20 protein-coding genes are annotated in these 22,407 nt (G+C 57.2%); 11 read left to right on the top strand and 9 right to left on the bottom strand.

Annotation, left to right across the window (positions count from 1 at the left end):
- Window positions 1–25 precede the first annotated feature (25 nt).
- Entirely contained in the window at window positions 26–937 is a 912-nt protein-coding gene (rlmF, locus tag OSH03_RS05360; RefSeq protein WP_266178472.1) for a 23S rRNA (adenine(1618)-N(6))-methyltransferase RlmF, read from the top strand.
- A 45-nt stretch (window positions 938–982) separates the two neighbouring features.
- Here rlmF and ybiO read toward each other — a convergent pair whose 3' ends face one another.
- The 6 genes from ybiO to rhtA all read right to left on the bottom strand — a co-directional run bounded on the left by ybiO (window position 983) and on the right by rhtA (window position 7,580).
- Window positions 983–3,196, bottom strand: coding sequence for a mechanosensitive channel protein (ybiO, locus tag OSH03_RS05355; RefSeq protein WP_266178643.1), 2,214 nt, complete (start codon window positions 3,194–3,196; stop codon window positions 983–985).
- A gap of 125 nt (window positions 3,197–3,321) precedes the next feature.
- Window positions 3,322–4,044 (bottom strand): glutamine ABC transporter ATP-binding protein GlnQ, encoded by a 723-nt coding sequence (gene glnQ, locus OSH03_RS05350; RefSeq protein WP_061098794.1) that lies wholly within the window; start codon window positions 4,042–4,044, stop codon window positions 3,322–3,324.
- Window positions 4,041–4,700, bottom strand: a complete 660-nt coding sequence (gene glnP / locus OSH03_RS05345; protein ID WP_003858462.1) for a glutamine ABC transporter permease GlnP — start codon at window positions 4,698–4,700, stop codon at window positions 4,041–4,043. The genes glnQ and glnP overlap by 4 nt, the downstream gene beginning before the upstream one ends.
- A gap of 84 nt (window positions 4,701–4,784) precedes the next feature.
- Complete coding sequence (gene glnH, locus OSH03_RS05340) at window positions 4,785–5,528, bottom strand: glutamine ABC transporter substrate-binding protein GlnH (protein ID WP_014831177.1); 744 nt, start codon at window positions 5,526–5,528, stop codon at window positions 4,785–4,787.
- A 361-nt stretch (window positions 5,529–5,889) separates the two neighbouring features.
- A complete protein-coding gene (gene dps, locus OSH03_RS05335) occupies window positions 5,890–6,393 on the bottom strand; it encodes a DNA starvation/stationary phase protection protein Dps (protein WP_008501171.1) in 504 nt (167 codons plus the stop codon).
- A 299-nt stretch (window positions 6,394–6,692) separates the two neighbouring features.
- Window positions 6,693–7,580, bottom strand: a complete 888-nt coding sequence (gene rhtA, locus OSH03_RS05330; protein ID WP_266178471.1) for a threonine/homoserine exporter RhtA — start codon at window positions 7,578–7,580, stop codon at window positions 6,693–6,695.
- Window positions 7,581–7,935: 355 nt separating this feature from the next.
- Here rhtA and ompX point away from each other — a divergent pair, with 355 nt between their 5' ends.
- Window positions 7,936–8,454 (top strand): outer membrane protein OmpX, encoded by a 519-nt coding sequence (gene ompX, locus OSH03_RS05325; protein ID WP_061098792.1) that lies wholly within the window; start codon window positions 7,936–7,938, stop codon window positions 8,452–8,454.
- 116 nt (window positions 8,455–8,570) lie between these two features.
- On the opposite strand, the gene OSH03_RS05320 is transcribed toward ompX, so the two are convergent.
- Window positions 8,571–10,154, bottom strand: coding sequence for a phosphoethanolamine transferase (locus tag OSH03_RS05320; RefSeq protein ID WP_151412781.1), 1,584 nt, complete (start codon window positions 10,152–10,154; stop codon window positions 8,571–8,573).
- 269 nt (window positions 10,155–10,423) lie between these two features.
- Complete coding sequence (gene mntS / locus OSH03_RS05315; protein ID WP_014831181.1) at window positions 10,424–10,552, bottom strand: manganase accumulation protein MntS; 129 nt, start codon at window positions 10,550–10,552, stop codon at window positions 10,424–10,426.
- A 183-nt stretch (window positions 10,553–10,735) separates the two neighbouring features.
- Here mntS and mntR point away from each other — a divergent pair, with 183 nt between their 5' ends.
- From mntR to OSH03_RS05270, 9 genes are all read left to right on the top strand, one after another.
- Window positions 10,736–11,209, top strand: a complete 474-nt coding sequence (gene mntR, locus OSH03_RS05310; protein ID WP_008501176.1) for a manganese-binding transcriptional regulator MntR — start codon at window positions 10,736–10,738, stop codon at window positions 11,207–11,209.
- The gene (locus OSH03_RS05305) at window positions 11,206–12,315 is read left to right on the top strand and encodes an anion transporter (protein ID WP_253541309.1); all 1,110 of its coding nucleotides are present in this window, start codon (window positions 11,206–11,208) and stop codon (window positions 12,313–12,315) included. Before mntR ends, OSH03_RS05305 begins: the two co-directional genes overlap by 4 nt.
- 101 nt (window positions 12,316–12,416) lie before the next feature.
- Window positions 12,417–13,511: an HlyD family secretion protein gene (locus OSH03_RS05300; protein ID WP_266178470.1), complete on the top strand. Its 1,095-nt coding sequence runs from the start codon at window positions 12,417–12,419 to the stop codon at window positions 13,509–13,511.
- Window positions 13,508–15,079 carry a DHA2 family efflux MFS transporter permease subunit gene (locus OSH03_RS05295; RefSeq protein WP_028012453.1) on the top strand — a complete coding sequence of 524 codons (1,572 nt, stop codon included), beginning with the start codon at window positions 13,508–13,510 and terminating at the stop codon, window positions 15,077–15,079. Before OSH03_RS05300 ends, OSH03_RS05295 begins: the two co-directional genes overlap by 4 nt.
- On the top strand, window positions 15,079–16,602 hold the full coding sequence (locus OSH03_RS05290; RefSeq protein ID WP_266178469.1) for an efflux transporter outer membrane subunit: 1,524 nt from the start codon (window positions 15,079–15,081) through the stop codon (window positions 16,600–16,602). The genes OSH03_RS05295 and OSH03_RS05290 overlap by 1 nt, the downstream gene beginning before the upstream one ends.
- A 102-nt stretch (window positions 16,603–16,704) precedes the next feature.
- Window positions 16,705–17,745, top strand: a complete 1,041-nt coding sequence (locus tag OSH03_RS05285) for an aldo/keto reductase (protein WP_266178468.1) — start codon at window positions 16,705–16,707, stop codon at window positions 17,743–17,745.
- Window positions 17,746–17,894: 149 nt separating this feature from the next.
- Complete coding sequence (locus OSH03_RS05280) at window positions 17,895–19,271, top strand: glycoside hydrolase family 1 protein (RefSeq protein ID WP_266178467.1); 1,377 nt, start codon at window positions 17,895–17,897, stop codon at window positions 19,269–19,271.
- 51 nt (window positions 19,272–19,322) lie between these two features.
- Window positions 19,323–20,648 carry a PTS sugar transporter subunit IIC gene (locus OSH03_RS05275; RefSeq protein ID WP_266178466.1) on the top strand — a complete coding sequence of 442 codons (1,326 nt, stop codon included), beginning with the start codon at window positions 19,323–19,325 and terminating at the stop codon, window positions 20,646–20,648.
- Window positions 20,649–20,659: 11 nt separating this feature from the next.
- A complete protein-coding gene (locus OSH03_RS05270; protein ID WP_266178465.1) occupies window positions 20,660–21,376 on the top strand; it encodes a GntR family transcriptional regulator in 717 nt (238 codons plus the stop codon).
- A 42-nt stretch (window positions 21,377–21,418) separates the two neighbouring features.
- On the opposite strand, the gene ldtB is transcribed toward OSH03_RS05270, so the two are convergent.
- Window positions 21,419–22,339, bottom strand: a complete 921-nt coding sequence (gene ldtB, locus OSH03_RS05265) for a L,D-transpeptidase (RefSeq protein ID WP_008501186.1) — start codon at window positions 22,337–22,339, stop codon at window positions 21,419–21,421.
- Between the last annotated feature and the right edge of the window lie 68 nt (window positions 22,340–22,407).

Raw genomic sequence — 22,407 nt, 5'->3', positions numbered from 1 at the left:
ACGCCGCTGTTTAAAGGAGAATGCCATGACTTCCCAAAAGCCGGGATTGCACCCGCGAAACCGCCACCGTAGCCGCTACGACATGAGCGCCCTGTGCCAAAGCTGCCCTGCGCTGCAGGACTACATTGTCCAGACCCCAGCGGGTGAGCCGACCGTCAACTTTGCCGATCCGCAGGCGGTGAAAACGCTGAACAAAGCGCTGCTGGCGCATTTTTACGGCGTGGCGCACTGGGATATCCCGGAAGGCTTTCTCTGTCCTCCCGTTCCGGGCCGGGCTGATTACGTCCATCACCTTGCCGATCTTCTCGCCGAAGATCGTGACGGCGCGATCCCGCAGCAGGCTTCCGTCCTGGATATTGGTACCGGGGCAAACCTGATTTACCCGCTGATTGGCGTGCATGAGTATCGCTGGCGCTTTACCGGGAGCGAAATCGGCGCCGAGGCCTTTGCCAGCGCGCAGGCGATCGTCAGCGCTAACCCCGGCCTGAGCCGCGCCATTCGTCTGCGTCGTCAGAAAGATGCGGCGTCGATCTTCAACGGCATTATTCATAAAAACGAAAGCTATGACGCCACGATGTGCAACCCGCCGTTCCATGATTCGGCGGCAGCGGCCCGCGCGGGCAGCGAGCGTAAACGGCGAAACCTCGGCCAGGCGGAAGACGCCGCGCTGAACTTCGGCGGGCAGCAGCAGGAGCTGTGGTGCGAGGGCGGTGAAGTAGCGTTTATCCTGCGCATGATTGCGGAAAGCAAACAGTTTGGCCGTCAGGTGAAGTGGTTCACGACGCTGGTTTCCCGCGGGGATAACCTGCCACCGCTCTACCGCGCCCTGAGCGAAGCGGGCGCCGTAAAAGTGGTGAAAAAAGAGATGGCGCAGGGCCAGAAGCAGAGCCGCTTTATCGCCTGGTCTTTTATGGACGATAACAAACGTCGCAAATAGTACCCCCTCGTTGGCCGGGTAAGGCGAAACCGCCACCCGGCTCGGTTACAGCGTCGGTTCCTGCGGAGGGAGCGGCGAGGCGGGCGGCGACAATACCTGATACGTCTGCACCGGCGTTCGCACGTTCGCCAGATCGAAGTGCTTTTTCACCATGCTGTCGAGGGCAAAGCGCACCGTCCACTGCTTCAGCGGCTGGGTGGTGAACGACACGCGCAGGGTAAATGCCGTGTTCGTCAGCCCGACGATGCCGGCAAACGACGGCTCGCCAATCACCAGCCCGCGAATATCCTCCATCTGCATTAACTCTTCCACCGCATCCCGCAGCGCCTGCTTCGCTTTGTCCGCATCCTCGTGGCGATCCACGTCGTAGTTCGCCACAACGGAGCCAATGCCGCGCACGAAGTTGGCGAAGGTGGTGATCGATGACCACGGAATGATGTGGTATGCCCCGGTATCCTGGCGCACGCCCACCGAGCGAATCGACATCCTCTCCACGGTGCCGGTCAGCGGCCCGATGGTCACCAGATCGCCCGTATTCATTCCGTTCTCAAACTGGATAAAGATGCCGGTAATAATATCCTTCACCAGCGTTTGCGAACCGAAGGAGATCGCCAGCCCCAGCGCGCCAGCACCCGCCAGCAGCGGGGCGATATTCACGCCGATTTCCGACAGCACGATCATGATGGTGATGGTGCTGATGATCACCGCCAGCGCGTTGCGGAACAGGGTCAACAGCGTGCGCGCGCGGGCGCTGGGGAGCGGTCTGCCGTGAATATCCGATACCAGGCGGTTCTCGATAAGGCTCGCCAGCAGCGTCCAGCCGACGGCGGAGAAGAACAGAATCAGCGCGATACGAATTAAAATATCGACGGTCTTCTCGCCGGCGCCGTTATGCAGCCAGTTCCAGAAATCAAACAGGCTCCACGCGTTCAGGAGCAGCATAATCGCCACACAGACGGTAAGAATGCGCGCCACCTTGAGCGACACCGATATCCAGCCGTTCACCCGTTTTTGCAGTTCCGGGTAATTACGCTGCACCTGCGGCGACAGGGTGATAGTTTTCGAGATCCAGCGGGACAACAGCCCGGACACAAATGCCGCGATGCCGATAATCGCCAGGCTTTTAAACGTCGCCCCCATCATAAATTTCAGGCTGTTTCCCGGGTCGAACAGCGAGAAGAAGCACAGCACAATAAAGTACGCGCTTGCCAGCCAGTGCCACACCAGCGCGAAGGCGCGGATAAACAGGCTGAAGAAAGAGAGGGAACGGTCGGCCAGATGCAGCAGACTCTCGGTGATCGCCCTTTTATTGTGAAAGATAAGGTACAGAGACCAGACGGTTATACAGAGCATAATCAGCACGTTCGCCAGCGCGCCAAACTGCACGTTAACCTGGTTGGAGATAATCGGCACGGCAACCAGCAGGCCGTAGCCTATCAGGCCGCTGAGGACACTTAGCCGCACGGCCCAGTATTTCGCGCTGTCGTCGTTGATATTGAAAGGGCGAAGCTCAGGCACGCGCGGGCAAAAGATGACGCGCAGCACCGCTTTAAAAAATTCGATGAGCGCAAACGCGTTCAGGAAGAGCGCCTGCTGGAAGGCAATGGTTTTGTTGCCCGTATTGAGGCGGTCCGCCAGCACCTGACCGACAAACAGCGTTAATGCCAGCAGCAGTAAATCGATGATAAACGCCCCGGCAACCATAGCGGGGAGGTGCAGCCAGCTGTTTTTATGCTGGTTCTTTTTTCGCCCCCAGTGGCCCATCCTGCGGTACAGCGGCCAGGCGCACAGGCGCACCAGCCAGTAAAAAATAAACACGGCCGCGGCCAGCATCAAAAACTGGGTGGCGGCGGCGGTAAAGGTATGCGGGTTAAACGCCTTGTGCTGGGATCCCATCAGGTTGCGGTAAAGCTGGGCAAAGCGTGAGGAGAGCGCTTCCCCGTAGTGGCGGCTCACGTCGGTGATGTTTTCCAGCACCGTTTTTTGTTCTTCAACTGGCGGCGGGGTGAGCGTCGGAACGGTTTCCTGCGGCGGCGTGGCGGCGGCTTTGCGCAATTGCTCGATGAGCTCTTTTCTGGAGGCGTCGTTTTCAAGGACGTCGGCAAGCGCGCTGTAAGCCGCCTTTTTTTGTTCAGCATCCGGTTCCGGAGGCGGCGTGCTTTGCTGGGTAGCGGTCGTTCCGGTGGTGACACCGGGGATCGCCACGGCGAGCGATGGCGCACTAAACAGGCTTATCAACAGCAGCAGGATCCACGGCACGGCGTCCTCCGACAAAAAATATCGTGCAAAATGATAAGTATAGAGGGCGAGGGGCGCAGGAGAGTTTTTGGGAACAATCTGGCGTAAAAAAGCCGGGCAAGCCCGGCTCGGTATGAAGCTAGGGATCAGGAGACGTGCTGCAGGAACTCCTGCAAACGCTGGCTCGGCGGATTCGCGATCAGCGCCTGCGGATTGCCGTCTTCGGCGATGCGGCCTTTATCAATAAAGATCAGGCGGGAGGCCACCTTCTCAGCAAAGCCAATTTCGTGGGTCACGATCACCATCGTCATCCCTTCTTCCGCCAGATCCTGCATGACTTTCAGCACCTCGTGGCGCAGCTCCGGGTCGAGTGCGGACGTCGGCTCATCAAACAGCATCATCTTCGGCTTCACCGCCAGCGCGCGCGCAATCGCCACGCGCTGCTGCTGGCCGCCGGAGAGCTCGGAAGGATAGTGGTGCGCACGCTCCGCCAGACCAACCTTCGCCAGCAGATCTTTTGCCAGCGCTTCCGCCGCCGCTTTGTTGGCACCGCGCACGCGCAGTGGGCCAAACATGACGTTTTCCAGCGCCGTCAGGTGCGGGAACAGGTAGAACTGCTGGAACACCATGCCCGCTTCCTGGCGAATCAGACGCTCGTCCACCTTCGGGTCGTTCACCTTCAAACCGTCAACGATCAGATCGCCGCTGGTGATTTCTTCCAGCTTGTTGATGCAGCGCAGCAGGGTCGATTTACCGGAACCGGACGGCCCGATAATCACCACCACTTCACCCTGCCTGATGTTCAGATCGATATTGTGCAGCACCTGGGTTGGGCCAAAGTGCTTGGAAACGTTTTTAAATTCAATCACAGGATTTTCATCCTTCTTTCAAGACGGCGCAGAACGAAGCTCAGTACCAGCGTAATGATCAGGTAGACAACGGCGACCGCACTCCAGATTTCCAGCGCGCGGAAGTTGCCCGCAATAATTTCCTGGCCCTGACGGGTCAGTTCGGCCACGCCGATAACGATGAACAGCGACGTATCTTTAATGCTGATGATCCACTGGTTACCCAGCGGCGGCAGCATGCGGCGCAGCGCCAGCGGGAGAATAACGTGGCGGATCGTTTCGCGACGAGACAGACCTAACGCCAGACCGGCTTCGCTGAAGCCTTTATGAATCGACAGCACCGCACCGCGGGTAATTTCCGCGATATAGGCGCCCGAGTTGATCATAATGGTCACGACGGCCGCGCTGAACGGATCGATGCGCAGGTCGGTAAAGGCCATTGGCAGGGCGAAGTAGATGAACATGACCTGCACGACAATCGGGGTGCCGCGGATCACTTCGATGAAAACCAGTGCGATGTGGTTTGCAATCCAGCCGCCGTAGGTGCGGGCGAAACCGGCGACAAGACCGATAATCAACCCGCCAACCAGACCGAGGACCGAAATCCACAGGGTCATTTTAGCGCCTTCAAGCAAGAGTGGAATGGCAGGCCAGATGGCGCTCCAGTCAAACTGCATGATAATTTCCTGTTACTGTTACCGTGTTTCAAAAATAGCAGGGGCGAAAGGTCGCCCCCGAGTGAACGTCATTTTTACGTCTTATTATTTAGGCTCAGTACCGAACCATTTTTTATAGATTTCGTTGTAGGTGCCGTTCTCTTTCAGGGTTTTCAGCGCGCCGTTAACCTTCGTGCGCAGATCGTCGCTGCCTTTAGGGAACGCGATACCGTACTGCTGCGCTTCCAGAGAGTCGCCCACGGCTTTGAACTTGCCGTTACCAGCCGTTTTGATGAAGTACAGGATGTTCGGGGTGTCGTGCAGAACGGCGTCAGCACGGTTGGTGCCGAGCTCCATGTACGCGTTGTCGATGTTCGGGAACTGGCGCAGGTCTTTGGTTTTGATGTTCGCTTTCGCGTAATCCACGGAACCGGTGCCGCTCTTCACTGCCACCACTTTACCGTCGAGGTCTTTCACGCTTTTAACGTCGTTATTATCCGCTTTCACCATCACCAGCAGGCCGCTTTTGTAGTAGCCGTCGGAGAAGTCGATCGCTTTTTTACGTTCTTCGGTAATGGTGATGCCCGCCAGCGCCAGATCGACGTTTTTGGTTTGCAGCGCCGGGATGATGCCGCTGAAGTCCATCGGCTTCAGGGTGTAGTCCAGTTTGAGTTCTTTGGCGATAGCGGCCCACAGATCAACATCAAAACCAACGTATTTGTCACCCTGTTTGAATTCAAACGGAACGAACGCCGTGTCGGTCGCCACAACCAGTTTGTCGGCAGCCTGAGAGGACACAGCAAAAGCCAGGGTAAGTGCAGCCAGTGAAACTTTTAATACAGACTTCATAGCATTTCCTTTTATATCCACGGGGCGATCCCCTGCGAGAACGACTGGTACAATGAAAAAATCGTGCCAACTTTACAAGCTCTTGTTTTTCAAAGGGGATGGAATCATGCATTGCACAAAAAGCGTGGCAATGATGTCGTGTTGCACCAGCATGGAGCACCATTTTGGTGCGCTTCGTTTGGGTCAACTGACGGGGAGATATTTAGCGTAAATTCTGACGAAAAAACAATCTTCCATTAACGGTTGTGTGAGGTGATTATTACAATTTCTTCACTTTTGCACCGTCTCAGGCAAAATCTGTGCACCATAAATGTGCAAAACCCTCACCAGAGGCGAGGGTTTGATAGGAAAGTCGTATGGATTACTCGATGTTAGATTCGATAAACCACAGGAACTGATCCAGGTCGCGGGACGCGGCGGTGAAGATGTCTGCGGTATCTTCATCCTTCGCTTCGCTAATCGCTTTGCGAACGTCATTGGCCACAATCGCGTAGCGGTCCGCCAGCTCTTTCAGGTGATCCTGAACGGTGTGAATATCCAGCGGGTAGCTTTTCAGCGGCGTTTTGCTGTTGATCACCTGCGTGGTCCCAAGCGCGACACCACCCAGCTGTACGGCACGTTCAGCCATCGTATCAAGGTGTGTCACCAGTGCTGTGCGGAAGCCATCCAGCATTTCATGGACGGCAATAAAGTTTGCACCGCGCATATTCCAGTGGGCCTGTTTGGTGATCAGCGAAAGATCGATGAACTGGATCACCTGGCGATTCAGCAACTCAATGGTCGCTTTTTTGTCGCTATCCGATACATCGTTACGGGTATAAAGCAGATTAGACGCTTTCGTTTTCACCAGTTTAGCGGTACTCATAATCTCATATCCTCTTGATGTTTATGTCCCAGGTAATTACGGAACTAAGTATAGCACCGGATTTTTTCTCTGCGGTCTGGCTGTGCCTATCGGTTTAATAGCGAGAAGGAGGTTGATAATTTAACTAATTGAAATTAATAGATAATTTTAAAATTGATACAGATCAATCTTAATTCACCCTAAGGGAAATAGACGGGGAATGATATTTCGATAATATGACAAACTATGTAAGAAATTATAACGGATGGCGTTCTGGCCTTTATTCTGCATGGCCGTGAAGCCATGCAGAATATATGGCATTAGCCGATGTCGATTTTCTCAACTTTGGGTTCAGGGCGCATGGTGAGCGTTGACCCCATCGACGCCGCGATAATTGAGCAGAGCGCCAGCGTCTGGGTAAACGTCAGCGTTTCGCCCAGGAACACCATCCCGGAGATCGCCGCAAGGGCGGGCTCCATGCTCATCAGGGTGCCAAATATGCGCGTCGGCAGACGCGTCAGGGCAATCATCTCCAGAGAATAGGGGAGAGCCGTTGAAAGAATAGCGACCGCCAGCCCGATGGGCATGACTGACCATTGCCAGATAGACTCCGTGGCCTGCGCCATACCGATCGGCACAAAAACGATAGCCGCAATCACGGAACCCAGGGCGACCGTTGCCGGGCCATGCTCTTCACCCGCGCGCTGCCCGGTGAGGATATAGACAGCCCAGCACGCTCCTGCTCCCAGAGCCAGCGCTGCGCCCGTGAGGTCAATCTCAGAGACATTCTGACCGAGCGGCAGCAGGAACCATAAGCCCAGAACGGCCAGCACGACCCAGATAAAATCCACCGGACGACGTGATGAGAAAAGCGCCACCGCCAGCGGGCCGGTAAACTCCAGCGCGACGGCGATCCCGAGCGGGATGGTCTGGATGGAGAGGTAGAACATATAGTTCATTGCCCCGAGGGACAGGCCATAAAAAAGCAGGGGGAGCCGTTGCTCTTTTTTGAAGCGCAGACGCCAGGGTTTGAAAATGGCAACAAGTATCGCCGTGCCCAGCACGATACGCAGGGCTGTCACCCCGGGCGCACCCACCAGTGGAAAAAGCGATTTTGCCAGCGAAGCACCGCTTTGGATGGACAACATGGCAATAAGTATGACGGCTACCGGCAACCAGACCGACGACGTGCGGGATAACCCAGGCATCCTTTCTCCTGTAAGCTAATGTCAAATGGAGTAAAGGTTGCAGTGTAAAGGAAATATACAGCTACGGTTGAGACTACGTTGAAAAAAAAGACCTGTGAAATCCGTAAAATGGTTAAGCGCTGGTGGATTTATCACCTGAAAGATTAGGAATAATCTGGATGAATGTAACGGCGCAGACGCGCAATATGGGCGTTTAGTAGGAAAAATCGCATGTGATTTGAAAGAGTTAGCTGAGGTTGGAAACGTTCTGTTACAGGAAAGGCCTCATTAGACATCACGAATCACAAAGAGTTTCGCAAATTTTTTTGATATATTTAAAGCTTACGGACTTACTTGAAGCACATTTGAGGTGGTTATGAAAAAAATTGCATGTCTTTCAGCACTGGCCGCTGTACTGGCTGTTTCCGCAGGTACCGCTGTAGCTGCTACTTCTACCGTAACTGGTGGTTACGCTCAGAGCGATATGCAGGGCGTGATGAACAAAACCAACGGTTTCAACCTGAAGTATCGTTACGAGCAGGATAACAACCCGCTGGGCGTGATCGGTTCTTTCACCTACACCGAGAAAGATCGTACTGAAAACGGCGCATACAACAAAGGCCAGTACTACGGTATCACTGCTGGTCCAGCTTACCGTCTGAACGACTGGGCAAGCATCTACGGTGTTGTAGGTGTTGGCTACGGTAAATTCCAGCAGACCGAAAACCAGGGTCTGAACCGCACTGCAAGCAACAGCGACTACGGCTTCTCCTATGGCGCGGGTATGCAGTTCAACCCAATCGAAAATGTTGCTCTGGACTTCTCCTATGAGCAGAGCCGTATCCGCAACGTTGACGTTGGCACCTGGATCGCGGGCGTAGGTTACCGCTTCTAATCACTTCGGTGAGCTAATAAAAAATCCGCCCAATGTGGCGGATTTTTTTTGTTTGTACCCTCTCCCAGTGGGAGAGGGCCAGGGTGAGGGCATCAGACCGCACGAGACCGCACAGCTTACTTACTCTTAATATCAAAAATATCCGTACCCAAATGGTTGTAGTCAACTTTCTGTAACTTGAAGTTGGTAACGTACACTGGGGGCGCTTTCTTGTTGGAGATAAACGGGTAACTATTTTTTATCTCTTTGGCCTTAATCCCCGTCCACTGCGAGAAGAACTGCAGGAAATCATTCGCCGAGCGCCGCGCTTTGATAACGCGATGCGTTTTATCATCACTCGACAGCACCATAAACGGCACCTGGAAATTCTGCTGGAACTGATCGTCGTGCGCCAGATACTGCACTTCTTTGCCACGCTCTTTGAACGCCAGCCCGTGATCCGAGAAATAGACCACGGAGAAGCTTTCGCCCGTGTTGCGCAGCTGATCGTAAAGCTTGCTGAGCAGTTCGTCGGTTTGCGTCATGGTGTAGAGATAGCAGGAGGTCTCTTTAGACTGCACAAACTCCGCGTATTTCCCGCCAGTGCGATCGCAGGCCTGCGGGTGCGACCCCATCAGGTGCAGGACAATCAGCTGCGGCTGGGTGCGTGGGGTAGCAAAGACCTGCGCTGTCATCTTCAGCAGCGCCTCGTCTTTGGTGTTTTTGTCGGCTTCAAAGTCGCCGCTCTTCAGGAACTGCACTTCGTCAGCACGCTTGGCAATACTGGCGATGGCCGTGTCGTATTCGCCAATTTGACCCTGATTGGAGAACCACCAGGTCTGAAAACCGGCGCGGTTGGCCAGGGTGACGAAATTATCCTGAAACTGAGGTTTGCCATCCACCACGCGGTTCAGCGTCAGGCCGAGCGATTTCTGCGTTGAACCGCTGGCCGCCACATAATCGGTAAACAGGGTACCGTTGACCGAGCTGGCAAACGGCGTGTTATTCCAGTGCCCGCCGAAGGCGCCCAGTGCGTCGCGACGTGCGCTCTCGCCAATCACCACCACATAGGTATGGTATTTCGGCTTCACCGCCAGCACGTTCCAGGTGTCTTTCATATTGGAAAGTTCAGCCATGCGCGCCTGCTCGTCGAGAACCTCTTTATTGTTCACGACGACGTCTTTCACGAAGCGGAAAACCGGATAGCCGATATTGATGAGCCTTAGCTTACCGTCCCAGGGAATATTCTGGATAGGGGCGACGAACGCCACGGCAAGGCTGAAGACCAGACAGAGTATTTCGATTTTACCCCAGGATTTTTTCTCGCCCGACCGACGGCGGATGGCGATAACGCCCAACGCGAAGATAAATAACCCTACCACGTAGCTGTACCAGGGGAAGATCGTCAGGATCTCCGTCGACTCTTCCATATTGGTGGAGTGCAGCGCGAGAAGGGTATTAAAGTTTGGCGAGCCGTAGGCCTGGCCAAACGGGAAATACATCGCAGCAACCAGCGAGCAGACCCCCACCAACGCTTTCTGCACGCGCGGGGCCGCTCGCCACAGCACATGCAGGATGCAGGTGAAAGCCACTGCATAAAGCAGGCTGAAGGGATAGCCGAGCGCAAAGTTAATCAGCAGCGACTGCAAAAAGTAAAATCCCGTCCACGGGCTTAAGGCCCGGCTGCGGGTAACGATGGTATCTAACAGGGTTACATTCATAGGTCACTATCACAAAAACGCCATGTGCTCACCCTGGCGCCAAGGGTCAAAGCCTGCCGGACAGTGCGTGGAAAGGGAATGAGAGGTCCGCTTCAGCGAGCCGCAAATTGTGCAGGGCTGCAAGAAGATAGTGCGAGCGTGAATTAAGGTCAACAGTTGCTAAACAGATGTTTTGCGAGGGGGGCTGCAAATCCGCAAAAATTATCGGGAATTGGTCAGTTTACAGCGGAAGTGTGACAGAAAAATGAAGCGGCGTACCGCAACGCCGCTTAGTGGGAAGGTTTGTCGTCCTGATGCGGTTTGTTGTTAAACATATCGCACAGCATGTTCAACAGCATTAAGCGCACTTTAAAAGGAGAGTGGGTAAACACGGTCATACACCTCTTGAATTCGTTCATAAGACCTCCTGATGTTTGATCCCTTCGATCCGTGAAGGGTGACTGCATTACATACAGATATAGCACAGGCTATATTGTATAGCTATGGCTATTTCGTTAATTTTTTGTGCTTGCAGAGCTATGGTTTACAATGTGCGCTCTCGATACCGGGCGCTGGAAGCGTCACCCCACTGAGGAAGTACAATGAACCGTCGCGCAGGTAAGCCAACCATCAAAAAAACGACGCAACTGGTGAATGTTGAAGAACATGTCGAAGGTTTTCGCCAGGTCCGTGAAGCGCACCGGCGTGAACTGATTGATGATTATGTTGAGCTGATTTCCGATCTGATCCGCGAGGTTGGGGAAGCGCGTCAGGTTGATATGGCCGCCAGGCTGGGGGTTTCGCAGCCAACAGTCGCTAAAATGTTAAAACGTCTGGCCTCGGTAGGCCTGATCGAAATGATCCCCTGGCGCGGCGTGTTTCTGACGCCGGAAGGGGAGAAGCTTGCGCAGGAGAGCCGCGAGCGCCATCAGCTTGTCGAGAACTTTTTGCTGGTGCTGGGCGTCAGCCCGGAAATTGCCCGCCGGGATGCGGAAGGAATGGAGCACCACGTTAGCGAAGAGACGCTGGTGAAGTTTCGCGAATTTACCCTTAAATATGGTCCCTCCGCTGAATGAAAATCCCTGGACTGCAGGCCCTGTCACGCGATCGTTTCTTCCATCTCTTATTAATCACTGGCGCCGGGTTAAGCCTGTTTGTGCCGTTTGCGCCACAGGCCTGGTCTGCGGCGATTGACTGGCGAACCATCATCACCCTGAGCGGGTTAATGATGCTGACCAAAGGGGTCGAGCTGAGCGGCTATTTTGACGTCCTGGGGCGTAAAATGGTGCGCCGTTTTGCCACCGAGCGCAGGCTGGCCCTGTTTATGGTGTTCTCCGCCGCGGTGCTGTCGACGTTTCTGACCAACGATGTGGCGCTGTTTATCATCGTGCCCCTCACGCTCACCCTGCGTAAGCTGTGCGAGATCCCTGTCAGCCGCTTGATCATCTTTGAAGCGCTCGCCGTTAACGCCGGTTCTCTGTTGACGCCCATCGGTAATCCGCAAAATATTCTTCTCTGGGGACGTTCCGGCCTGTCATTCGCCGCCTTTACCTGGCAGATGGCGCCTCTGGCGCTGGTGATGATGCTGTCGCTGCTGGCGGTCTGCTGGTTCGCGTTTCCGGATAAAAAGCTGCAATACCATAGCGGGACCACGGGCCCGCAGTGGCAGCCGCGGCTGGTCTGGAGCTGTCTCGGGTTATACATCGTCTTTCTGTTCGCCCTGGAGCTGAAGTATGAGCTGGCGGGCGTCCTGCTCGTCGCCGCGGGCTTTGTCGTGCTGGCGCGGCGCGTGCTGGTGAGCGTGGACTGGACGCTGCTGCTGGTCTTTATGGCGATGTTCATCGACGTGCATCTGCTTATTCAGCTTCCGGTGCTGCAAAACGTTCTGCACAGCGTCAGCGGTCTGTCGCAGCCGGGGCTGTGGCTGACGGCGATTGGCCTGTCGCAGTTTATCAGCAACGTGCCTGCCACCATTCTGCTGCTGAACTACGTTCCGCCGGACACGCTGCTGGCCTGGGCGGTCAACATCGGCGGGTTTGGGCTGCTGCCCGGCTCCCTGGCAAACCTGATCGCCCTGCGGATGGCCAACGACCGCCGCATCTGGTGGCGCTTCCACCTCTGGTCGATTCCGATGCTGCTCTGGGCTGCGGCGATTGGTTTCGGACTATTCCTTCTCATATAGTGCGCAATTTGTCAGTTTTTCCTGGCAAATGTATAGCAACGTCCTAGCTTTAGTGAACGGCATAGTGTGATGCCGCTCACTGACAGGACCGTTGCTGAACTATGGCAGAAGAACAAAATCCGCCTGCTGACGAGCAGGAAAAAAACAATAACGAGCGTAAACGCCCGGGCAAAAAACCGTTAATTATCCTCGGCATTGTCGTGGTGGTGATGGTTATTGTGGCGCTGGTCTGGTGGTTTTTAACCCGTAACGAAGAGACCACCGACGACGCCTTTACCGACGGCGACGTGGTGACGATTGCCCCCAAAACGGCGGGCTACGTTACCGAGCTTCGCGTGCGCGATAACCAGCGCGTAAAAAAGGGTGACCTGCTGGTGGTTATCGATCCTCGCGATACCACCGCCCAGCGCGATCAGGCTCAGGCCCAGCTTGGGCTGGCTATCGCGCAGCTGCATCAGGCCCAGGCGCAGCTGGCGCTCTCGAAGGTGCAGTATCCCGCCCAGCGTGACGAAGCCAAAGCGCAGGTGCTGAAAGCGCAGGCCGATCTGGCGAACGCGCAGGCAGAGTACCGGCGCCAGCGCGGCGTCGACCCGCGCGCGACCACCCAGCAAAGTATTGATTCCGCGAACGCTCAGCTGCGCAGCGCCCAGGCCGGTCTGGCCAGCGCCCAGGCACAGCTGGAAGTGGCGGAGCAGATACAGCTGCAGATTCGCCAGCAGGAGACCAACGTTGAAGCCCGCGAACGTCAGGTCGATCAGGCCAAAGCGCAGCTGGAAACCGCGAACCTGAACCTCTCTTATACCGAAGTCCGCGCCCCGTTCGACGGCTTTGTCACCAAACGCAACGTGCAGCCCGGCACGCTGGTGCAGGCGGGCACCGCGCTGTTCTCGCTGGTTTCCCCGAACGTATGGGTCGTGGCGAACTTTAAAGAGTCCCAGCTTGAGCGCATGAAGCCCGGCGATAAGGTCAGCGTCTCCGTGGATGCCTGGCCGGATATGGAGCTTGAAGGCCATATCGACAGCATCCAGCAGGGCAGCGGCTCGCGCTTCTCCGCCTTCCCGTCGGAAAACGCCACCGGTAACTTCGTGAAGATTGTTCAGCGCGTGCCGGTAAAAATCGTCATTGATAAAGGTCTGGATCCGAACAAGCCGTTGCCGCTGGGGCTGTCGGTTGAACCGAAGGTTACCGTGGAATGACGGATCACAGCCACGATAACTGGAAGCCCGCCAGTAACCCGTGGGCGGTGGCGATTGTCGTCACCCTGGCGGTGTTTATGGAAATTCTGGACACCACCATCGTCAACGTCGCGCTGCCGCACGTGGCGGGGTCGCTTTCGGCCAGCTATGACGAATCCACATGGGTGCTGACCAGCTACCTGGTGGCGAACGGCATCGTGCTGCCCATCTCGGCGTTCCTGAGCCGGCTGTTTGGCCGCAAGCAGTTCTTCCTCATTTGCATCGTGATGTTCACCATCTGCTCGTTTCTGTGCGGCATTGCCACCGAGCTTTGGCAAATCATTCTGTTCCGCGTGATGCAGGGCTTCTTTGGCGGCGGGCTGCAGCCCACCCAGCAGTCGGTGCTGCTCGACTACTTCAAGCCTGAGGACAGGGGCAAAGCGTTTGGCCTTTCCTCCATTGCCATTATCGTTGCGCCGGTGCTCGGCCCGACGCTGGGGGGCTGGATCACCGACAACTACTCCTGGCGCTGGGTGTTCTTTATCAACATCCCGGTGGGGATTGTCACGGTGCTGGCGATCTACCAGCTGCTGGAAGATCCGCCGTGGGAGAGCAAATCAAAAGAGAAGCTAACGATCGACTGGACGGGGATCGGCCTGATCGCCCTCGGTCTCGGTTGTTTGCAGGTGATGCTCGACCGGGGCGAGGATGACGACTGGTTCTACTCGAACTTTATCCGCACCTTCGCGGTGCTGACGCTGGTCGGCATTATCGGCGCAATCTACTGGCTGATGTATGCCAAAAAGCCGGTAGTTGACCTCCACTGCATGAAAGACCGCAACTTCGCGATCTCCAGCCTGCTGATGGCGGGGATGGCGATGATCCTCTACGGCAGCTCGGTGGTGATTCCGCAGCTGGCGCAGCAGGATCTGGGCTATACCGCCACCTGGTCCGGGCTGGTGCTGTCGCCCGGCGCGGTGCTGATCGTGCTGACCATCCCGCTGGTGCTGAAGCTGATGCCGGTGGTGCAGACGCGCTGGATCATCGCCTTTGGCTTTACCTGCCTGGCGGTGTCGTTCTTCTGGTCGCGCACGCTGACGCCGGATATAGACTTCGAAACGCTGGTGCTGTTCCGCAGCGCCCAGTCGATTGGTCTGGGGTTCCTGTTTGTGCCGCTCACCACCATCGCCTTCATTTCTATACCGAGGCGGCTTAACGCCGATGCGGCGGCGCTGTTTACCATGTTCCGCAACGTGGCGGGGTCCATCGGTATTTCGCTCTCGACGGCCGCCATCACCGAACGCGCGCAGGCGCACAGCGCGCACCTTGCGTACCACGCCTCGCCGTTTAACGAGCAGTTCCAGCTGGCGATACGCGAAAGCGCCCAGGCGATCCAGAACTTCACCACCCAGGTGGGCGACCCGACCGGGATTGCCACCGGGCGGATGTACCAGACGATGATCGAGCAGTCGCGCTTTCTGGCCTACATCGACGTCTTCACCATCCTGAGCGCGGTGGCCTTGTTACTGATTCCGTTTTGTTTGTTGCTCTCGCCGGTTAAGAGCGAGGGGAGTGCAGGAGCACACTGATGATACACAGACGTTTACACCCCCTGATGATTATGATGCTGCTGGTAGGCTGCGCCGTCGGGCCGGACTACCAGCAGCCTGCGCCGCCCGCCGTTACGCACTGGAACGATAAGGGCGACAGCGCGGTGAAATCGCAAACCACCTCCGCCGCGACGAACCCGCGCTGGTGGAAAACCTTCAGCTCGCCGCAGCTCGACAGCCTTGTCGAGCGCGCCATCGCCGGGAACCTGACGCTGCAGCAAACGGTGCTGCGCATAGCCGGGGCGCGTGAACAGATTAACCAGGCGGGCGGGGCCTTTTTCCCGTCGGTGAACGGCAATCTGCAGGCGACGCGCCAGCAGCTCGGGCTGGAAGGGGAGCTAAAATCCCACGGCGTATACGACCAGCTGGATAATGTCGATCCTGAACTCAGAGGCGCGCTGGGCCCGCTGACGCAGCCGATTAACCTCTACCAGGGCAGCTTCGACGCCCAGTGGGAAATCGACCTCTGGGGCAAGGTGCGCCGTCAGGTGGAAGCCGCCGAGGCGCAGCAGAAAGCCGCTATCGAGCAGCGCAACGACGCGCTGGTATCCCTGGAAGCGGAAGTGGCGCGCGCGTGGCTCCAGCTGCGCGGGGCGCAGAGCATTATCGCCACCCTGAACACCCAGATTAAAAGCGCCCAGCAGACGCTGGACCTCACCGAAAGCCGCCAGCGCGGCGGACTCTCTCCGCAGATGGACGTGGAAAACGCCCGGGCGCAGCTGGGCAATCTTGAAGCGCAGCTGCCGCAGTATCAGGCGCAGGAGCGGCAGGCGATGAACGGCCTGGCGATCCTGCTCGGCAAGCCGCCGGGCGCGCTGGATGCGGAACTGCAAAGCGTGCAGCCGATGCCTGCCCTGCCGGATATCGTGCAGACCGGCATTCCGTCCACGCTGGCGCGCCGTCGCCCGGACGTGCGCGAAGCGGAGGCGAACCTTCATGCCGCCACGGCGCAAATCGGCGTCTCGGTGGCCGAGCTGTTCCCGAGCTTTACCCTCTCCGGGCAGTTTGGCCTGCGCAACAGCGAAAGCAACTGGCTGACCGACTGGAGCAGCCACTTCTACAGCTTCGGCCCGCAGGTTTCCATTCCCATCTTCCAGGGCGGGCGGCTGGTCTCCAGCGTCAAGGTGGCGCGCGCGCAGCAGGGCGCGGCGGTGCTGGACTATCGCCAGACGGTTCTGACGGCGCTCGGGGACGTGGAAAATGCGCTGGTGAGCTATCGCACCGACCAGCAGCGTGAAGCGGGCCTCGCGAAAACCATCGACGCCCTGCAAAACGCCTTTGATTTAGCCAGCGACAGCTACCGGCAGGGGATCGCCAGCTTTATCGACGTGCTGGACGCCCAGCGGCAGCTGGCGCAGGCCGAGCAGCAGCGCGCGCAGGCGCAGGTGCAGAGCGCGCTCGATCTGGTGGCGCTCTACAAGGCGCTCGGCGGCGGCTGGGAGCCGTATCAGCAGGTGCAGCTCCCGAACTACAGCGTCTTTGGCGACGCCCCGCGCGGATAAATTCAGAGGATTGGGCAAGAAACGGACAGGAACGCCACATTCGCGATGGCTGAGGGGCGGGTATAACTATCGGATACCCAATCGACATGCGAGGAATAACTGATGCGTTATCAAAAACTGGGCAACACCGGTCTGTTTGTTTCTGAACTGTGCCTCGGCACCATGACCTTCGGCGGTGAAGGCGGCATGTGGGGCAAAATTGGCCAGCTGCAGCAGAGCGAAGCCGAGCAGCTGGTGGGCCGCGCGCTGGATGCCGGGATCAACTTCATCGACACCGCCGACGTTTACTCGGAAGGGCGTTCGGAGGAGATCCTCGGGCGGGCGCTGAAAAACCTCAACGTTCCACGCGAAAATGTGGTGGTTGCAACCAAGGTGTTCGGTGAAACCGGCACCGCGGGAGTGAACTCGCGCGGCAGCTCGCGGTATCACATTATCAGCGGCGTGAAGGAGAGCCTGCGCCGCCTGCAGCTGGATCACATCGATCTCTATCAGCTGCACGGTTTCGACCCGGCAACGCCGATAGAAGAGATGCTCTATGCGCTGGATAACCTGGTCCAGCACGGCCACGTGCGCTACATCGGCGTCTCGAACTGGGCGGCATGGCAGATTGCCAAAGCGCTCGGTATCTCTGAACGCCTCGGGCTGGCGCGCTTCGCGTCGCTGCAGGCGTACTACACCATCGCCGGGCGCGATCTTGAGCGCGAGCTGGTACCGATGATGCAGAGCGAAGGCGTTGGGCTGATGGTCTGGAGCCCGCTGGCGGGCGGCCTGCTGAGCGGAAAATATGGCCGCGACGGGCAGAGCGAAACCGGAGGCCGTCGTCTGGAGTTCGACTTCCCGCCGGTGAATAAAGAGCGCGCCTTCGACTGCGTGGACGTAATGCGCACGATTGCCGAAGGCAAAGGCGTCTCCGTCGCGCAAATCGCCCTGGCGTGGCTGCTGCATCAGAAAGCGGTAACCAGCGTGATTATTGGTGCGAAACGCGTCGATCAGCTGGACGACAATATTGCCGCAACAGGGATCCGACTGAGCGAAGACGAGCTTAAGCAGCTGGATGCCGTCAGCGCGCTACCGCGCGAGTATCCGGGCTGGATGCTGGAGCGGCAGGGCGAATATCGCCGCAGCCAGCTCGCGCAACAATAACCCTCCTCATCCCCGGTGGCGCTTCGCCTGCCGGGGCTTTTTTTCCCGCACTGCTCACAAAAAACGATCCTCACCTTTGATCCAAATTTCATCTTCGCCTATATGACTAGTCATGAAATTTTAAATGACTAGTCATATAGGGAGAGAGCATGAATAAATCGCTGCCGGCCAACTTTTTATGGGGCAACTCGGTGTCCAGCATGCAGACGGAAGGGGCCTGGAACGAGGGCGGGAAGGGCATGTCGGTCTACGACATTCGCGAAGCCGGGGAGAATATCTCCGACTGGAAAGTGGCAACCGACTCCTACCACCGCTACCGGGAAGATTTCGACCTGATGCAGGATCTGGGCATGAACTGCTACCGCTTTCAGATCTCCTGGAGCCGCGTCTGCCCGCAGGGTGACGGCGCATTCAACGATGAGGGGATCGCGTTTTACGACCGTTTTATCGACGATCTGATTGCCCGCGGCATCGAGCCGATGGTCTGCCTGTACCACTTCGACATGCCGCTGGCGCTGGCGCAGGAGTACAACGGCTTCAACGACCGCCGCGTGGTGGAGGCCTTTATCCGCTACGGCAAAAAGATGATCGACTGCTTCGGCGACCGCGTGAAGTACTGGCTGACCTTTAACGAGCAGAACATCTTCCATATGCCGGAAGCGTTCCGTATTTCCGGCTACATGAAAGGGGAGCAAACCCTGCGCGAGCTTTATGAGCTTCAGCACCATGCGATGGTGGCGCACATGTCGCTGACCGAGTACCTGCACCAGACAAAACCGGGCCATCTGATGGGCGGCATGCTGGCGCACCAGCTGATCTATCCGGCCACCTGCAAGCCGCGCGATATCTTCTGCGCCCAGCAGTATGACGAATTCCTCAACCAGAACCTGCTGCGCGTCTTTGCCGGTCAGGGCTACAGCCCGGCGGTGATGGCGGTGGTGGAGCAGGAGGGCTTTGGTGATATCTACCGCCCGGACGATCTCGCGCTGTTTGCCCGCACGAAAAACGACTTTATGGCCTTCAGCTACTACGCCAGCAAAACGCTGGACAGCGACGCCATCCCGGAAGGCACGCCGGTGAACTATTACCTGCTGCACGGCGAGAAAAATAACCCGTACCTGAAGGCCACCGAGTGGAACTGGCAGATCGATCCGCTGGGCTTTCGCACCATCATCACCCGCTACGCCAACGACTGGCGCATGCCGGTCTTCCCGATCGAAAACGGCATAGGGGTGATTGAGTCCTGGGACGGCGTGAACCCAATTGAGGACACCTACCGCATCGACTATCACCGGGCGCATATCGAGGCCATGAAGGAGGCGATGTTTGAGGACGGGGCAGAGGTGATCGGCTACCTCGGCTGGGGGTTAATCGACATTCTCAGCTCCCAGGGCGACATGCGTAAGCGCTACGGCGTGGTGTACGTTAACCGGGAAAACCACGACCTGAAAGACCTCAGGCGCGTGCCGAAGAAAAGCTACGCGTGGTTAAAACAGGTTATTCATACCAACGGACGCGAGATGTAAGCCGTACGCTGCCGGGCCGTTTTTGTGACTGATTGATGGGAACTATCCGCTATGTCTGAAGCAAAAATAACACCGCACATGCAGTCTTTTGTCGATAAATTTGTTGAGTTCTCGGCGCGCCTGGCAAACCAGGTGCACCTGCGCTCCCTGCGCGACGCCTTCGCCACGGTGATGCCGATTTTCATCCTCGCCGGTCTGGCGGTGCTGGTGAACAACGTGGTGTTCCCGTGGATTTTTGAGGGCGACACGCTCACACGGTTTAAGGTGTGGGGCGAGGCGATCGTTAACGGCACGCTGAATATTGCCGCGCTGCTGCTGGCGCCGATGATTGCCTGGTCGCTGGCGCGCAACAAAGATTTCGACAATCCGGTCTCGGCAGTGGTTATCGCCGTCAGCAGTTTTATCATCATGATGCCGATGCGCCTGCAGATTACGCCCGTCGGCAGCGATGCCGCGGTGAACGTCACGCAGGTGCTGACGTTCGCCAATATCGGTTCCACCGGGATTTTCGCCGGGGTGCTGATCGGGCTGCTCTCAACGGAGCTGTTTATCGCCATTTCGCGGCTGAAGGCGCTGCACATTTCGCTGGGGGAGAACGTGCCCCCGGCGGTCAGTCAATCCTTTACCGCGCTGCTCCCAACCATTCTTACCTTGTCGGTGTTCGCCGTGCTGGCGGCGCTGCTGGCAAACGTGCTGCACACGGATCTGATCCACCTGATCACCACCTTCATCCAGCAGCCGCTGCGGCTGATCAACACCAGCCTGCCGGGAACTATTTTCATCTACAGCTTCGGTAACTTTCTGTTTACGCTCGGTATTCATCAGTCGGTGGTCAACAGCGTGGTGCTGGAGCCGTTCCTGCTGATCAACACCAACGAGAACATGCTGGCCTTCGCCAACGGACAGCCCATCCCGCATATCATCAACAACATTTTCGTGCCGACGTTTGGCATGGTGGGCGGCACGGGCAGCACGATCTCGCTGCTGATCGCCATCTTTATCTTCTCGCGGCAACAATCGGCGAAGCAGGTGGCGCGTCTGTCGCTGGCGCCTGGCCTGTTCAACATCAACGAGCCGGTCATTTTCGGCCTGCCGATCGTCTTTAACCTGCCGCTGATGATCCCGTTTGTGCTGCTGCCCGCCATCGGCATTTACTTTGCCTGGCTCTGCACCACGCTGGGGCTAATGTCCCGCTGCGTGGTGATGATCCCGTGGACCACGCCGCCGATCCTCAGCGCCTGGCTGGCGACGGCGGGGGACTGGCGGGCGGTGGTGGTGCAGTTGGCAATCATCGTATTTGGTGTATTCTTCTACCTGCCTTTCCTCAAGATTGCCGAGCGAGTGGCGTTGAAAAACAGCGGGATAGAAACTAACTGAAAGGAAGGACGATGGCGGCGAAGTACATCACCATAGCGCGGGAAATCAAGAAACGCATTATCAGCCAGCAGTACGCCGCCAACGAACCCCTGCCGGACCAGTTTGCGCTGGCGGCGGAGTTCAGCACCAGCCGGATGACCATCCAGCAGGCGATGCGCCAGCTGATCGTCGAAGGGCTGGTCTATACCCGTCAGGGGCAGGGAACGTTCATCCGCAAGAATTTCCTTCAGCTTTCCCAGTGGGATCTCTCCGGCAGCGACTACTTCGGTGCCACCAAAACCTGGGAACATCTGGGCATGGTCACCAGCCAGGTGGTGCATTTTGAGCTGCGCTTCCCGAACGAGAAAGAGCAGGCGTCGCTGATGATTAACGCCGATGCGCCTGTCTATGACTTTATTCGCCTGCGCTTATTAAACGGTGAACCGATGTCGCTGGATTCCACGGTGATGCCGATGAATCTGGTGCCCGGCCTGACGAAAAGCCATCTTGAAGGTTCGGTGTTCCAGTACGTTCAGGAGACGCTAGGGCTGAAAATTATGGGGTCGTACCGGGTGGTGCGGGCGCTAAAGCCAAACGCGCTGGACAGGGAGCATCTGGTCTGCGAGCAGACCGATCCGGTACTGGAAGTGGAGCAGGTGATTTATCTGGAGGACGGCACAGCGCTGGAGTATGCCCACTGCCATTATCGTTACGACCACGGCGGGGTTGTCATCGTGAATAACGGGTAAAAAAAAGCGGGCGCTAAAGCCCGCTTTTTTAATGTTGCTCTGTTAATTCAAACGAACCGGCATACCGGAACGGTTCTGAATCGCCTGGTCGACGATGGTGGTTTCCACGTCAGGCTGAGAGGTCACGGACTGCACCGCGCTGTTCAGCGTAATCGGGACGATCTCGTTGTTGTTGATCTGGTCTTCGCTGGTAGACAGCGGGTTGTGCACTTCAATGTAGCGGCTGCCGTCTGGCTCAGAGGTCGCTTTCACCGGTTCGTTGATAAACTGCACGCGCGTGCCGACCGGCACGTTTTCGAACAGGAACTTAATGTCGTCGTTACGCAGGCGCACGCAGCCGTGGCTTACGCGCAGGCCGATACCGAAGTTGGCGTTGGTGCCGTGGATGGCGTACAGGCGGCCAATGTACAGCGCGTACAGACCCATCGGGTTATCCGGGCCTGCTGGCACAACGGCGGGCAGCGGCTCACCCGCAGCGATGTATTCCGCGTGCATTTTGGCGGTCGGCGTCCAGGTTGGGCCCGCTTTCTTACGCTCTACTTTGGTGGTCCAGTTCAGCGGGGTGTCTTTACCCAGCTGGCCGATACCGATTGGCAGCACGATAACGGTGTTGGTGCCTTTCGGGTAGTAATACAGACGCATTTCGGCGCTGTTAATCACGATGCCTTCATGAACGGTATCCGGCAGGATCAGCTGCTGAGGAATATTCAGCACGGTACCCGCTTTTGGCAGATACGGGTCAACGCCCGGGTTCGCTTCCAGCATGTTAGACAGGCCCAGCTGGTACTGCGCGGCGAAGTACTCCAGCGGCTGAGAGTTACCCTCAGGCACCGTCACCACCTGGTTTTGACCCACCAGACGGCTTCCGTCTGTCGGCAGGGGATACGTCACCGCAGACGCGGTCTTACAAAAACCTACTACGGCTAACGCCGCCGCAAAAAGCGTTGTTAATTTCATGTTCATGTTGTGCGAGGTATCTAAGCCATTCAGGCGATGAGTTGATAAGTCTGAATCTGTGATGGGAGCGCATT

Source organism: Enterobacter nematophilus (assembly GCF_026344075.1).
In the GTDB taxonomy this organism is placed as follows: Bacteria; Pseudomonadota; Gammaproteobacteria; order Enterobacterales; family Enterobacteriaceae; genus Enterobacter; species Enterobacter nematophilus.
This window is presented reverse-complemented; position numbering and strand designations above follow the sequence as displayed.

Coding starts and splice junctions, on each gene's coding strand:
- rlmF (WP_266178472.1), top strand. CDS start 26: ATGACTTCCCAAAAGCCGGGATTGCACCCGCGAAACCGCCACCGTAGC.
- glnP (WP_003858462.1), bottom strand. CDS start 4,700: ATGCAGTTTGACTGGAGCGCCATCTGGCCTGCCATTCCACTCTTGCTT.
- glnH (WP_014831177.1), bottom strand. CDS start 5,528: ATGAAGTCTGTATTAAAAGTTTCACTGGCTGCACTTACCCTGGCTTTT.
- dps (WP_008501171.1), bottom strand. CDS start 6,393: ATGAGTACCGCTAAACTGGTGAAAACGAAAGCGTCTAATCTGCTTTAT.
- rhtA (WP_266178471.1), bottom strand. CDS start 7,580: ATGCCTGGGTTATCCCGCACGTCGTCGGTCTGGTTGCCGGTAGCCGTC.
- ompX (WP_061098792.1), top strand. CDS start 7,936: ATGAAAAAAATTGCATGTCTTTCAGCACTGGCCGCTGTACTGGCTGTT.
- OSH03_RS05320 (WP_151412781.1), bottom strand. CDS start 10,154: ATGAATGTAACCCTGTTAGATACCATCGTTACCCGCAGCCGGGCCTTA.
- mntS (WP_014831181.1), bottom strand. CDS start 10,552: ATGAACGAATTCAAGAGGTGTATGACCGTGTTTACCCACTCTCCTTTT.
- mntR (WP_008501176.1), top strand. CDS start 10,736: ATGAACCGTCGCGCAGGTAAGCCAACCATCAAAAAAACGACGCAACTG.
- OSH03_RS05305 (WP_253541309.1), top strand. CDS start 11,206: ATGAAAATCCCTGGACTGCAGGCCCTGTCACGCGATCGTTTCTTCCAT.
- OSH03_RS05300 (WP_266178470.1), top strand. CDS start 12,417: ATGGCAGAAGAACAAAATCCGCCTGCTGACGAGCAGGAAAAAAACAAT.
- OSH03_RS05295 (WP_028012453.1), top strand. CDS start 13,508: ATGACGGATCACAGCCACGATAACTGGAAGCCCGCCAGTAACCCGTGG.
- OSH03_RS05290 (WP_266178469.1), top strand. CDS start 15,079: ATGATACACAGACGTTTACACCCCCTGATGATTATGATGCTGCTGGTA.
- OSH03_RS05285 (WP_266178468.1), top strand. CDS start 16,705: ATGCGTTATCAAAAACTGGGCAACACCGGTCTGTTTGTTTCTGAACTG.
- OSH03_RS05280 (WP_266178467.1), top strand. CDS start 17,895: ATGAATAAATCGCTGCCGGCCAACTTTTTATGGGGCAACTCGGTGTCC.
- OSH03_RS05275 (WP_266178466.1), top strand. CDS start 19,323: ATGTCTGAAGCAAAAATAACACCGCACATGCAGTCTTTTGTCGATAAA.
- OSH03_RS05270 (WP_266178465.1), top strand. CDS start 20,660: ATGGCGGCGAAGTACATCACCATAGCGCGGGAAATCAAGAAACGCATT.
- ldtB (WP_008501186.1), bottom strand. CDS start 22,339: ATGAACATGAAATTAACAACGCTTTTTGCGGCGGCGTTAGCCGTAGTA.